Origin of the sequence: Spirosoma endophyticum (assembly GCF_900112365.1) — a bacterium.
Lineage (GTDB): Bacteria > Bacteroidota > Bacteroidia > Cytophagales > Spirosomataceae > Spirosoma > Spirosoma endophyticum.
Genome location: NZ_FOLQ01000008.1, coordinates 46,976 through 60,288, shown reverse-complemented (window position 1 = coordinate 60,288; position 13,313 = coordinate 46,976). Strand labels below are relative to the sequence as shown.

Below are 13,313 nucleotides of genomic sequence, written 5' to 3'. Positions count from 1 at the left end.
ACTCTTAACTATTGACTAAAAATTATACCTCGCTCCTATTCCCGTACTCAAATTGAGGAAAAATGGAGCAGGGAGGACTTCAAGATAAGCACCCGCTTCCAGGAAAATCGAATAGGGTTTGTTGACCGGAAAATACTCCAGTCCACCAATACCCGACCCACCCAGCGAAATATTCCCTTTGACGAAATCAATAGGTTGACCTGATAAATAGTCCGGATAATATTTCCGGTTGTTGATCTGACCGCCAAAGCCGTAGTAAGCCCGCAGGCTTTCGCTTTTTGTAAGGGCCGTATGCCATAAGAAGTGCCCTTGAATAGTCAGACCAACGGTTTTATAATCCCCGGACCGGTAGCTACGTGTGGTGCCGTAAATGCCACCGTACGTACCGATATTCAGATCAAAAGCATGGTTATTCCCAAAATACTTTCGAATATTTACACCTGAGGGCTCCCCGATTCGGGCGCCTATCGACCAGTTATTATACTGAGCCTGAGCCACATTCGACGTCATTAGCCAGCCAGATAAGGCAAGTAGTACAGTTAAAAGTAATTTTCTCATAGGGAACAGCGACAAGCTACGCATTCGATACTAACTCTGGTTTACTGGCCAACTCCCCCGGTCCTAGTGGTAGATTGGTTGACACCGTGTCATTTTTCATGTGGCTCAGTACGTCTAAAAGGCGTTCATTTTCAGCCTTTGTTCCTACTGAAATCCGCAGGCAACCATCGCACAGCTTAACTTTTGAGCGGTCGCGTACAATGACTTGTTTATCAATTAGATGCTCAAATACTGCCTTTGCATCGTCAAAACGAACCAGCAAAAAATTGGCATCGGAAGGATAAACAACCTGCACTGAAGGCAAAGAACGCAGATTCTCAACCAACGTTTGACGTTCCTCCAATAGTTCAGTCACCATTTTATTCTTCTCGGCTTCATGATTCAGCGCTTCAAGTGCAAGCGTCTGTGTTGGGGCTGAGATATTATAGGGTGGCTTGATTTTATTCAGCACATGAATCAACTCCTCCGACGCGAAGCACATACCCAGACGCAGTGCGGCCAGGCCCCACGCCTTCGAAAAGGTCTGCAATACAACCAGATTAGGATGATTGTCCAGTTCACTCGTCCACGAAGGCGTGTCTGCAAAGTCGATGTAAGCCTCGTCAACAATCACTAATGAATGGTCGGCTGCGGCAAGAATCGTGCGGATCGCGTCGGCCTGAAGCAGGTTTCCGGATGGATTGTTGGGTGAACACAACCAGATGAGTTTCGTATTGGCCGTAATCGAAGTCAAAACAGTCTCTACATCGACCTGAAAATCAGGGGTCAGCGGCACTTTGATAAGTTCGACATCATTCACAGCCGCCGACACTTCATACATGCCATAGGTTGGTGGCATGATCAAAATATTGTCCTTACCTGGTACGCAGGTAGCCCGAACGAGCAAGTCAATGGGTTCATCGGAGCCATTACCCAGAAAAATCTGCCCAGCCCGAACGCCCTTAATCGGAGCCAGCCGCTGCTTAATGGGCCATTGGTGCGGATCGGGGTACCGGTTATAATCACCGGCATCTGTCGTAGAACCAAGTGGATTTTCGTTGGCATCCAGGAACACGCCCACTTTACCCGTATACTCATCGCGAGCGGATGAATAGGGTGTTAAGTTCAGAATGTGGGAGCGGAGTAAGTTATTGAGATTGAATGACTGCATTATCTTAATTTCTGAAAAAATCGAGGCTCGAACTCAATCGTCTCGATTGCCATTATTTGTACTTCTGTGAAAAATTCCTGAGCTGGGTTGAGCAGATAATTATACTCGGCCTTTACAATGACGGAGGGTACTCGCAATAAAAGATACTCATTTTCTTTAAGCCATTGACCACCAACCTGCTGTGTGCAAGTTTCATCCGTTTTCCAAGTACCGGGCAATTGCCGATCCGTAACGCTTGCTAACGACACATTATCAGGTACGTAAAGCACCATAACACGATAATCTGGTGGAGGTTGTGGCTGTCGCAAATGAACTAATGTTTCCAATATCGCTAATGATCGACTACTGGCGGCATATAACACTGGCTTACCTATCTCGTTCCATCGACCACCATTTACTGCGGCACCATTACCTGACAAATCGGTTGAATATTTCTGGCGGGTTACGCGAAAAATTTCCATCAGGCAAAAATTCCGTGCTCAATTCGTCCTAACTCACGGTCAACCATACCAATACCTTTATGCGTTTTAAGAAACTCAACGGGCCGCCTATTTCCTAATGATAAAATTGAGCCGTGCAGCCAATCGCGAAAGTAATCTTTTCCCAGTGCTTCTTCGCCGTGCTCAAACAACTCTGCCAGCGCGACAATATGGTCAGATACAATCTCACTTAGTCGATCCTCTTCCTGATAGCGTTGAAGATTACGGGGTGTAACAGGCAGATATTGAATTAATTCTTTAGGTTCGATTCCCAGTGAATCAGCCAGATAGCGAATTGTCGCTTTAGGAACACCCAATTCAATAAGATGCATCAAATCAGCCTCACTACGGATACTCTGGCCAAGCACCTGATTTCCCCCCAATCGGTTTGCGATAGCTACGACTGTCATAACCAAGAATTATTTCCTTAAAAATACAGACGTTTTTCATCGGACACAAATTCAGGTTTCTCTACAAACCTTACTCCTGACTAAGACTACCCCACCACTGGCGTTGGCCGCCACCGGAAGGATTGGCCATCAATAGCCCGCATCGTGCACAACACCCCATTCAAATGATCGTATTCATGCTGAATTAACTCCGATATTGGCCAATCCTCTATGTTCCAGGTATGCGGCTCCCAATGCTCATCGCGGTAAGTGATTGTCAGGCTACAATGCCGCTGAACACGTACCAGCAGATTCGGAAAGCTCATGCAATCATCCCAAAGCTCGTCGGTTTCGTCACTGACAGCTACCAATTTCGGATTGATAATGACTTGTGGCCGATCTACATTCAGATAGATCAACCGCTTCATGATGCCCAGTTGCGGAGCCGCGATGCCCCGTCCAAACTGATACGTTGCCCGGATTTCCTCCATCACATTATGCAGATCAGCAACCCAACCGGCTACAAGGGAAAGTTCAGACTCCAAAACGGGTTCGCAGGTCTCGTACAGGCGCGGATCACCTAAAAGCAAAAGATCGGCGAGATGTTTCATGCCAGCGTGCGCTTCAGTGTTTCGACCAACGTATTAATCTCGTCCTCCGTATTGAAATAATGGGGCGAAATCCGCAGGGTCGCGGTTTTCATGCCTTTCCGGTCATAATCAATAATAGCCGCTCCGTGCATACTAAGCGACGTGTTGATATGCTCGGTCAGCAAGATGTCTTTTAAATTAGTTGCTGCTTGTTGCTCACAGAACAATGTAATGATACTGGATAATTGTTCGCCTTCATCCAGCAAATGAACCCCAGGAAGCTCAATTAATTGACTTCGCAGCTTTGCGCATAACTCGGCATTACGTTCGGCAATAGCCGAAAGACCAACGTTAAGGGCATACCGGTGAGCTTCGGCCGCACCCAGAACCAGCGCGTACGGAAACTCCCAATCTTCAAAACGCTTAGCTGTCGGTTCTAGCCGAAATGTATCCGCCGATTCCCAGGCAGCTCCGTGCAGGTCAACGAACAAAGGAGCCATATGTCTGGATAAAACCTTGTCTGATACGTAGAGAAAGCCCATTCCACGCGGCCCGCGCAGAAATTTCCGGCAGGTGGCAGTCAGAAAATCACAGTGAATCTGCGTCACATCGACCGGCAATTGCCCTACCGACTGGCATGCATCAACCAGATATAGGACATCATATTCCTGACAAATCTGACCAATCGCTTCGACCGGCTGTACAAGGCCCGAATTGGTTGGCACGTGCGTAACGGCTACTAAGCGAGGACGTAGTAACCTGATTTTTTCGGCCATATCGGCCACCGAGACACCGCCAGATGGAATATCACTCGCGCGAACAATTTCAATACCGAATCGCTTTCGAAGCGACAGAAACGCGATTTGATTGGAAACATAGTCGTTAATCGTGGTCAGAATTACATCCCCCCGATCAAACGGAATAGACGACAGCGCACGAGCGTAGGCATCGGTGGCATTGGCCGTTGCGGCAATGTTGTCGGCCGTTGTATTGAGCAGGTCGGCCGTCGAGACGTAAAAATCCTGGATCGCTTCTTTCTTAACGACAGCGGCTTCATAGCCACCGATTTCAGCTTCCAGATTGATGTGTGCGGTAATCGCATCAATAACCGGCTTTGGCATCAGCGACGCCCCAGCGTTATTAAAATGAACAACGTGCTGAACGCCGGGTGTTTCAGCACGGAGAGAAATAAGATCCAGCATAGATAAATTACGAACTACAAAACTGACGCCATTGAGATGACTTTTAGACCAGGAATATCGGCAAAATCAGGGGTGTTGTTCGTCAGGAAGGTTATACAGAAGGGCCGTGGCGGCAATGATTGAATCGCCAAGCGATCGTTTACGTTGCTGTCGTAATCGAATGGCTTCAGTGATCACTTCTCGTCCTAGAGGCAGTATCTCAACACTAGCCAAATATGTTTCGAACGTCAATTTATCTTTTGACGTTAAACGACTAAAACCTAACACCTCAATTGTGGAGATAAGAGACACCCAAACAAGAGCCTGATTCGTCTGGAGATATCTAGCCAATTGTATGTACTCCGGTCTTGCCGAATAGATGGTAATATTGCTATCTAAAATCATTCTTCCCGACCATCGAGTACGCGATCCCAACTTCGAATCTCCCGTTGCCACTCAGACGGATTCCCAAACGACTCTCCAGCACCACCTGCCTGAATAATACGCTCTAACACGTCTTTCAACTGTTCTTTATGTGGGATTGGCTTCCTTTCAACCAATCGCCCATTCAATCGGGGGAGCAATTGAATTAGTAGAGCTTCATCTTCATCGGAGTCCATCTCAATTATTAACTGACTCATGGCTTTCTCGTTTTTTAGCAAGATAACAAAATCAGACCGGATTCGCTTCGGCCAGACTGGCCAGTCGCAAACTGACGGCCCGCTTGTGTGCGTCGAGCGATTCGGCTTCGGCCATTGCTTCCACAACTGGCCCAACGTTCTGCAACCCTTCGGGCGTGATGTGCTGAATGGTGATTTTCTTCACAAAACTGTCCAGCGAAACACCACTATAGGCCCGCGCAAATCCGTTCGTTGGCAACGTATGATTCGTACCCGACGCATAGTCACCCACTGATTCGGGAGTGTAATTTCCGAGGAAAATAGAGCCCGCATTAATGATCTGCTCAGCTACGGTTTCGGCATTTTCAACGCTCAGAATCAAATGCTCAGCGGCATAGGCATTTAGTAAATCAATCGCATCAGCCTGACTCTCGACCAGAATCATTTTACTGTTTTCCAGCGCTTTAGCCGCTAGCGTCTGCCGGGATAATTTGCCGAGTTGCGTTGTAAGCGTCAGATTAACGCTCGTAATCAACTTCTTACTGGTCGACACCAGCAAAACCTGACTATCGGCTCCGTGTTCGGCTTGTGAGAGCAAATCGGCCGCAACGAAAGCGGGAATGGCCGAATCGTCGGCGTAAACGGCGACTTCACTCGGCCCGGCGGGCATATCAATGGCCATCCCTTCTTTCGCAACCAGCATCTTCGCCGACGTAACGTACTGATTGCCGGGCCCGAATATTTTATAGACTTGCGGGACAGACTCAGTTCCGTAGGCCATCGCAGCTATAGCCTGAGCCCCCCCAATACGGAATACTTTTGTGACCCCAACGAGTTTAGCAGCAAAATAAATGGCGGGATTGTTACTGGGCGTGCAGAGGACAATTTCACGGCAACCGGCCAGTTGCGCCGGAATACCCAGCATCAGCACCGTACTAAAAAGTGGGGCCGTACCGCCTGGAATATACAGGCCAACTTTTTCAATCCCAACGCTTTTGCGCCAGCACGTAACGCCCGGCATGGTTTCAATTTTCTCGACCGGTTGCGTTTGCCGTTCGTGAAACAGACGTATGTTCTGATACGCCTGCCGAATTGCTGATTTCAGCTCGTCGCTTAACTGGTCTTCAGCCGCATCGATTTCCGACGTAGCAACTTCCAGGCCACCTTCCGACAGATCGACTTTATCAAATTTCTGGGCCAACACGATCAGAGCTGCGTCGCCACCGCTACGTACCTGCTCAAGAATTGGCGCAACGGTTGCTTCAATCTGCTGTGTTGACTGCACCGGACGAGCCAGTAACGCGGGCCACTCGGCGCGGTCGGGAAAAGGGATGATGTTCATGAATATGATTCATGAATGATGAATGATAAATGATGAATGATTTTCCCACAGGTGCTCATTCATCATTCATCATTTATCATTCATCATTGTTTAGTAGATCATTTTCTCAATTGGAATGACAAGAATGCCTTCGGCACCAGCGGCCCGGATGGCTTCAATATTTTCCCAGAATTCGTTTTCGTTAAGTACCGAATGTACCGAACTCCAGCCTTCCGTTGCCAATGGCGTTACGGTCGGACTTTTCATACCGGGCAACAGCGACGTGATTTGATCAAGGGCGTGATTTGGTGCATTCAGCACAATGTACTTGTTATTTTTGGCCGCCTGAACCGACTTGATGCGGAACAATAGTTTATCAACTAATTCCTGTTTATCAGCATTAAGTTTGGGCCGGGCAATCAGAATGGCTTCGGAACGAAAAATGGTTTCAACTTCCTTCAATCCATTGCTTAACAACGTACTACCCGAACTAACAATGTCGCAAACGGCTTCGGCTAGCCCGATGCTCGGCGCAATTTCTACCGATCCGCTGATCTCGTGAATATTGGCCTGAACACCTTGTCCAGCCAGATAATTACCCAACAGATTCGGATAGGACGTAGCAATATTTTTTCCATTCAGACTGTGAATACCAACCCAGTCGGTGCCACGCGGAACGGCGATAGACAACCGGCATTTCGAGAATCCAAGTTTATGAATGGTCTCGACAGGACGACCCGTTTCGACCGCTACGTTCTCGCCAACGATACCCAGATCTGCCACGCCATCTTCAACGTAACCAGGAATATCGTCATCGCGAAGGAACAGGAATTCGGCCGGGAAGTTTGACGAAACAGACTTTAATTTACCGGTACCGTAGTCGAAACGAATACCGCATTCTTTAAAAAGCTGGTATGAATCTTCGCTCAAACGACCAGACTTTTGCAGGGCAATACGTAATACAGAAGACATTAAGAGATGTATGATGTGTGATGTATGACGTAGGCCAAACACCACGTAACTAGTTGATTTTAATACAAATCCTTCAGCAATGAATTTGCTGGACGATCGCTTTTGTAATCAGGGGCAAAAGTACGTGAAAAACGGGACGGTTCGACGCACAGGCTTAGCAGCCGCGATGATGGCGACGATGTCGGAAAGGAGAATGAGTAGCCCGTTGGGAAATCATAGCGCAAAGGTAGGCAGAAAGAAATCGAATCGACATTGTTTCAGCGAATAAAGATGATACTCCTCTCCAAATAAACAATTTCAGCAGGACTTACAGACCTATAAGGTTTTCGAAATCCTATAGGTCTGCTATTGGAACTCCGTATCTTTGTATATGCTTTTGGAACAGAAACAACAAACGATAATAACCTCAACCGAGCCAACGGCGTCTCTTCCCGTCATGGAAGCGTTCTACACGCTCCAGGGCGAAGGGGCCCATACGGGCCGGGCGGCTTACTTTATCCGGCTCGGTGGCTGCGAAGTGGGCTGCCATTGGTGCGACGTAAAAGAGTCCTGGGATGTCAATGTCCATCCTAAAATACCGATTGACACTATTGTTGATGGTGCCTTACAACACCCCGGCCGTATGGCTGTTATTACGGGTGGCGAGCCGCTCATGCATGACTTAACCCGCCTGACTGCTACGTTACAAATGGCTGGTTTTCAAACGAATATTGAGACGTCTGGCGTGTGCAAAGCCGTTACGGGCTCGTGGGACTGGATTTGCTTTTCACCAAAGAAATTCAAGAAACCGAACCCCGATATTTACCGGAAAGCCGACGAACTTAAAGTAATCATTTATAATCAGTCAGACTTTGCCTTCGCCGAGTCGTTTGTGCACGAGTTACGACCCAATTGCAAACTGTTTTTGCAATCAGAATGGAGTCGATCCAATGAAATGCTGCCTCTCATCGTTGATTACGTAAAAAATAATCCGCAATGGCAAATCTCGTTGCAGACACACAAATACCTGGATATTCCATAAAGGAGCGTAGGGCATGGGGCAAGGGGCATGGGGCGTGGAGTAAATACTTCGTTACGTTATTCTTCACGCCCCCTGCTCTTTGCTCCCTGCTAATTACCCTGCTCCTCGCTCCCTGCTCCCTGCTCTTTGCTCAGGATAAAAAAGCGCAGGAACTCTACACCCAGTCGATTAAACTGTTTGGTGAACGAAAAGCAAGTGAGGCCATACCCTACATGGAGCAGGCGGTCAAACAGGACCCCAACTTTATAGAGGCCCACCTGAAACTCGGCCAGTTGTATGAGTTTACGAAACGCTACGATCAGGCGGTTTCGGCTTACCGAAGTGCCATCCAGCTTAAACCCGACAGTCCAACGTCCGGTGCCGCCTATCAGGCGCTGAGCAATACGTTACTTCGGCTGGGTCGCTACGGAGACGCCCTGCCTTATCTCGAAAAGTTTCAGACGTTGTTTGCTCCGCAATCCGCGCAGACCAAACGAATCGCCCGGCAACTGGAAACGGCCCGCTTTGGTCAGGAAGCGATGCAACACCCGCAGGCGGTAGACCCAAAACCGATGTCGTCAGTTTTGCAAACCACACCTTCGCAGTATTTCCCGGTGCTGACCGCCGATGAACAAACGTTGGTTTTTACAGCCCTGAAACCCGAAGGCGACGAAGACCTGATGACCGCTACGTTCAACGGAGAAACCTGGTCGCCACCCGTCTCGCTTTCGCCTAACATAAACACCCCTGACAACGAAGGAACGGCCAGCCTCTCTGCCGATGGCCGAACGTTAGTTTTTACGGCTTGCCAGGGACGTAAAGGTTTTGGTAGCTGCGATTTATACGTGAGCAAAAAAACGGGCAGCGACTGGTCGAGCCCCGAAAATCTCGGTCCTACCGTTAATTCCCATTTCTACGAATCGCAGCCCGCCTTATCGGCTGATGGACGCCGACTTTACTTTGTCTCCGACCGCCCGGGTGGTCAGGGGCGACGTGATATCTGGCAGAGCGATCTTAATGCTGACGGCACCTGGGCCCAACCCGTTAACTTGGGGGTACCCGTCAACACGCCCGCCAATGAGGCATCTCCATTCATTCACCCCAACGGACAAAGCTTATTTTTTGCGTCGGACGGCCATATCGGTATGGGCGGTTATGACCTGTTTGTGACAAGGCCTAACGAGACGGATCATGTTCAATCAACAGATCGCGGCACGGTCTGGTCCATGCCAACTAATTTGGGCTACCCGATCAATACGGCCGAAGATCAGGCTTCCCTATTTGTTTCGGCCAACGGCACACGGGCTTATTATTCTTACGAAGAACAAAAAGATGGCGTATCACAGAAATCGCGGTTGTATACGTTCGAGTTACCCGAATCGCTACGTGATCGCGTGCGGCCGGTGAGTTTTCTAAAAGGCATAGTGGCGGATGCGAAAACCAAAAAGCCACTGGGGGCCACGGTGGAGTTAATTGACCTGAAAACGAATCAAATTGTTTCGCGGGTACAAACTGATGTTCAAACTGGTCAATACACGGCCGTGCTCCCCAGCGGAGGAGAATACGCCCTTTATGTAAGTACGAAGGGGTATCTGTTCAAAAGTCTTTCGTTCGATTTTACCCAGAAAACGAAAGGTGACGGCATGACGCTAAGCGTACCGCTGGAGCCTGTATCGTCCGGAAACACTGCGAATGAAACGCTGAATAATCTGTTCTTTGAAACGGGCCGTTACGATCTGGCCGATAAATCCCGGACAGAATTGGATCGTTTAGCGACGTTTATGCAGGTAAATCCGAGCGTTAAAATCGAGATTTCGGGCCATACGGATGACAAAGGCGATGCGGCCGCCAACCTGACTCTTTCACAAAAACGGGCGCAGTCCGTTGTGACGTACTTAACCAAAGCTGGCATTCAACCAGACCGAATTCGGGCCATGGGCTATGGAAAAACCCGCCCTCTGGCACCCAATACAAGCGACGAAAATCGACAGTTGAACCGGCGAATCGAGTGGCGCGTGTTGTAGCATGGGGCGCGGGGCCGGGGGCATGGGGGTACCTATCTTACCAAGCTCCTGACCCCAGGCTCCATGCTCCGCCCCCTAGGCTCCCAAATCTTTGCTTCTCTGTGGGATTTTTTTCAATTTTGTGTATGTTGTCCCAATACCCCCGTCAATTCAGGATACGGGTATTTTTAGTTCTATGACGACCTGGTTCTACTTGCAATGACTTCCGAACACGTTAAGTGCTTAATTATAGGTTCCGGCCCCGCCGGTTACACGGCCGCTATCTACGCAGCGCGGGCCAACATGAGTCCCGTTTTATATCAGGGTAGACAACCGGGTGGTCAGCTAACGATCACCAATGAAGTCGACAATTTCCCGGGCTATCCAGAAGGGGTTCAGGGTCCGCAGATGATGCAGGATCTGGAAGCACAGGCCAAGCGATTTGGAACTGATGTTCGCTACGGCATGGTCACCAAAGTTTTTTTTGCTGATCAACCTGGGCACGATAACCCTCACCGCGCAATCGTTGACGACAAACACGAAATTACCGCTGACTCTGTCATTATTTCAACGGGTGCCTCGGCCAAATGGCTCGGTCTGCCCTCCGAAATGCGGCTCAATGGCCGGGGTGTATCGGCCTGTGCCGTTTGCGACGGCTTCTTTTTCCGGGGTCAGGACGTAGTGATTGTTGGCGCAGGCGACACAGCCGCCGAAGAAGCCAGCTATCTGGCCAACCTTTGCCGAAAAGTGTATATGCTTGTTCGTCGGGATGAAATGCGAGCTTCGAAATTCATGCAGAAACGCGTTCAATCGGCACACAACATCGAAATTCTGTACAATACGTCTACCGAAGAGGTGTTAGGCGATGATGAAGTGTCGGGCGTTCGGGTAAAAAACTCGGAAACCGGCGAAGAGCGAATTTTAGACGTAACGGGCTTTTTCGTGGCCATTGGCCACACGCCAAATACGAGTATTTTCTCGGATTTTCTCGAACTGGATGAAAGTGGGTATATCCTGACCGAAAAAGGAAGTACCCGAACCAACATACCCGGCGTGTTTGCCTGCGGAGATGCTCAGGATAACATCTATCGTCAGGCCGTAACCGCGGCCGGAACCGGCTGTATGGCCGCTCTCGACGCCGAACGTTATCTGGTCACGCTGGAAATGCAGGCTGAAGAAATTTGATCACTAATAAAATAAATATAGTCGTCAGTCGATAGTCAGTAGTCGTCAGTTTAGAGAAACCTCTTTTTACTAACGACTACTGACTATCGACTGACGACTCATCTACGATGAGAAAAACCGCTATGCAGTGGCTGCTGGCCATTGGATGTTTGTGTTTGACCGTAACAGCACAAGCTCAGGAGCGCGGACGATTTAAAAACAACCTGCGCATTACCCCAAAAAATCAGCCTACCCCGAATGCCCCCGTCGTTGATCAGCCTCAAAAAGCGGACGACCAGTTTGAACAGGAAAAAACTCAACTGCGCTATAACAGCCAGTTTGAACCGAAAAAAGAATTAAACCCGGTTGTCAGCGAAGACACCAGCCAGATTGACCAGGGAGAAACCAGTGTTGTTGAAGTAATTGATTCTGTACTGGTTGGTAACGAATGGGTTAAAATCGCCGATTACTACGCGGTCTGGGATTCGCGCACTGTCGATCCCTATAACATTAATCCGCTGGAGTTCAACGAAGCCATTGATATCAGGCTGTATGACCCAACCGCCAACCGCTACTGGTCGGCCCCGCTAACCGAAGGGAAGATGACCTCGAATTTCGGGTTCCGCTGGGGACGCTGGCATACCGGCACCGACCTCGATCTGGAAACCGGCGACCCCGTATATGCTGCCTTTGATGGGATTGTGCGCGTGGTTGGCTGGGATGGCAATGGCTACGGGCGCTACGTTCTGGTTCGGCACTACAACGGTCTCGAAACCCTTTATGGGCATATGTCCAAGCAAACCGTCGAAACCGGTCAGCTTGTTAAGGCTGGAGACCAGCTCGGTTTAGGAGGCAGCACGGGCCGAAGTTCGGGGCCACACCTGCACTTCGAGACGCGTTACGAAGGCAATCCATTCAGTCCACTAAACATTTATACCTTCCCGGACAACACAATCAATTCTGATCACTTTCTGTTGACAGCTTCCGTTTGGGATTATCTGCGTGGGGGAAGAAGTTCGTCTTCGTCGTCATCCTCTGCCGAAATCGACTTCAAACCGAAAATCAAACGTACCGTATTGCATCGGGTACGTTCGGGCGAAACGCTTAGCTCCATTGCCGACCGATATGGTATGTCAGTAGCCTCATTGAAACGCAAAAATCATATGTCTGGCTCACGGCTGCGGCCAGGGCAGAAGTTGCGTGTGCATTAGTTTTAGGTCTTGTTGTCGTTGTCACACAGCACTAGCCACATGTAAAAGCGAACGTAGCACGCTCATAAAACAATAAAGGCCTGAAAGCAACTTAGGCTTCCGGGCCTTTATTGTTAGTTTTAAAACAGGCCTTTTGCCTGTCTTTACTGCGCTGCCACAGCCTCTTTAACCACTTCGCCTTTGAAAGACAGCGTCTGCGAACCACCCTCAGCATTTGATTCTACCGTAACAGTTTTGCTGAATGCCCCAACGGCAGCCGCATTGAACGTCGCCTTTATTTTTCCCGACTGACCGGGCAACACAGCCGCTTTTGGCCAGTCGACGCCCGTACAACCGCAGGAACCTTTAGCGGTACTGACAAGAAGCGGGGCTTCGCCTTTGTTGGAAAAAGTAAACTCTACCGTAACGGGTTTTCCCTGCGGAATACGGCCGAAATCGTGGGTAGTCGTTTTCCAATTGAATAGCGCAGTGGCATTGGTCATAGCGACGGAAGCCGTCAACAGGACAAGCGAAGCGAAGAACAGGATACGTTTCATAAATTAACTAAGTTTGATAAGGTTTATAGAACCGCTCACCTAAGCGACCATGCAAACCTACCCCACTCTTTTCAACACCCTTGTTAAGCGCTTCCTAACGTTTGTTAATGAGTTGTTAACGTAGTAGAAATTAGACGGT

Annotated in this window: 15 protein-coding genes; 4 read left to right on the top strand and 11 right to left on the bottom strand. The window is 49.1% G+C overall.

The window, feature by feature from the left end; all coding sequences use genetic code 11:
• Positions 1-15 precede the first annotated feature (15 nt).
• The 10 genes from BM202_RS19910 to hisG all read right to left on the bottom strand — a co-directional run bounded on the left by BM202_RS19910 (position 16) and on the right by hisG (position 7,260).
• Positions 16-558 (bottom strand): hypothetical protein, encoded by a 543-nt coding sequence (locus BM202_RS19910; protein WP_093829748.1) that lies wholly within the window; start codon positions 556-558, stop codon positions 16-18.
• A 16-nt stretch (positions 559-574) separates the two neighbouring features.
• Positions 575-1,708, bottom strand: coding sequence for a histidinol-phosphate transaminase (gene hisC, locus BM202_RS19905; protein ID WP_093829360.1), 1,134 nt, complete (start codon positions 1,706-1,708; stop codon positions 575-577).
• Positions 1,708-2,169 (bottom strand): RES family NAD+ phosphorylase, encoded by a 462-nt coding sequence (locus BM202_RS19900; protein WP_093829358.1) that lies wholly within the window; start codon positions 2,167-2,169, stop codon positions 1,708-1,710. The genes hisC and BM202_RS19900 overlap by 1 nt, the downstream gene beginning before the upstream one ends.
• Positions 2,169-2,597: an antitoxin Xre/MbcA/ParS toxin-binding domain-containing protein gene (locus BM202_RS19895; RefSeq protein WP_093829356.1), complete on the bottom strand. Its 429-nt coding sequence runs from the start codon at positions 2,595-2,597 to the stop codon at positions 2,169-2,171. The genes BM202_RS19900 and BM202_RS19895 overlap by 1 nt, the downstream gene beginning before the upstream one ends.
• Before the next feature lie 86 nt (positions 2,598-2,683).
• Entirely contained in the window at positions 2,684-3,187 is a 504-nt protein-coding gene (locus BM202_RS19890) for a peptide deformylase (protein ID WP_093829354.1), read from the bottom strand.
• Positions 3,184-4,368 (bottom strand): aminotransferase class V-fold PLP-dependent enzyme, encoded by a 1,185-nt coding sequence (locus BM202_RS19885; protein WP_093829352.1) that lies wholly within the window; start codon positions 4,366-4,368, stop codon positions 3,184-3,186. The genes BM202_RS19890 and BM202_RS19885 overlap by 4 nt, the downstream gene beginning before the upstream one ends.
• A gap of 66 nt (positions 4,369-4,434) precedes the next feature.
• Positions 4,435-4,752: a PIN domain-containing protein gene (locus BM202_RS39080; protein WP_093829350.1), complete on the bottom strand. Its 318-nt coding sequence runs from the start codon at positions 4,750-4,752 to the stop codon at positions 4,435-4,437.
• Positions 4,749-4,988 (bottom strand): hypothetical protein, encoded by a 240-nt coding sequence (locus BM202_RS19875; protein WP_093829348.1) that lies wholly within the window; start codon positions 4,986-4,988, stop codon positions 4,749-4,751. Before BM202_RS19875 ends, BM202_RS39080 begins: the two co-directional genes overlap by 4 nt.
• 31 nt (positions 4,989-5,019) lie before the next feature.
• Positions 5,020-6,309, bottom strand: coding sequence for a histidinol dehydrogenase (gene hisD, locus BM202_RS19870; protein ID WP_093829346.1), 1,290 nt, complete (start codon positions 6,307-6,309; stop codon positions 5,020-5,022).
• Between the two features lie 90 nt (positions 6,310-6,399).
• Entirely contained in the window at positions 6,400-7,260 is an 861-nt protein-coding gene (hisG, locus tag BM202_RS19865; RefSeq protein WP_093829344.1) for an ATP phosphoribosyltransferase, read from the bottom strand.
• Positions 7,261-7,630: 370 nt separating this feature from the next.
• On the opposite strand from hisG, the gene BM202_RS19860 reads away from it, so the two are divergent.
• The 4 genes from BM202_RS19860 (at position 7,631) to BM202_RS19845 (ending at position 12,638) form a co-directional block, all read left to right on the top strand.
• Positions 7,631-8,281: a 7-carboxy-7-deazaguanine synthase QueE gene (locus BM202_RS19860; RefSeq protein ID WP_093829342.1), complete on the top strand. Its 651-nt coding sequence runs from the start codon at positions 7,631-7,633 to the stop codon at positions 8,279-8,281.
• Positions 8,236-10,284 (top strand): OmpA family protein, encoded by a 2,049-nt coding sequence (locus tag BM202_RS19855; protein WP_093829340.1) that lies wholly within the window; start codon positions 8,236-8,238, stop codon positions 10,282-10,284. Before BM202_RS19860 ends, BM202_RS19855 begins: the two co-directional genes overlap by 46 nt.
• Positions 10,285-10,482: 198 nt before the next feature.
• Complete coding sequence (gene trxB, locus BM202_RS19850) at positions 10,483-11,448, top strand: thioredoxin-disulfide reductase (protein WP_093829338.1); 966 nt, start codon at positions 10,483-10,485, stop codon at positions 11,446-11,448.
• A 107-nt stretch (positions 11,449-11,555) separates the two neighbouring features.
• On the top strand, positions 11,556-12,638 hold the full coding sequence (locus tag BM202_RS19845) for a peptidoglycan DD-metalloendopeptidase family protein (RefSeq protein ID WP_093829336.1): 1,083 nt from the start codon (positions 11,556-11,558) through the stop codon (positions 12,636-12,638).
• A 143-nt stretch (positions 12,639-12,781) separates the two neighbouring features.
• Here the strand turns inward: BM202_RS19845 and BM202_RS19840 are convergent, their stop codons facing one another.
• Positions 12,782-13,174 carry a DUF1573 domain-containing protein gene (locus tag BM202_RS19840; RefSeq protein ID WP_093829334.1) on the bottom strand — a complete coding sequence of 131 codons (393 nt, stop codon included), beginning with the start codon at positions 13,172-13,174 and terminating at the stop codon, positions 12,782-12,784.
• Between the last annotated feature and the right edge of the window lie 139 nt (positions 13,175-13,313).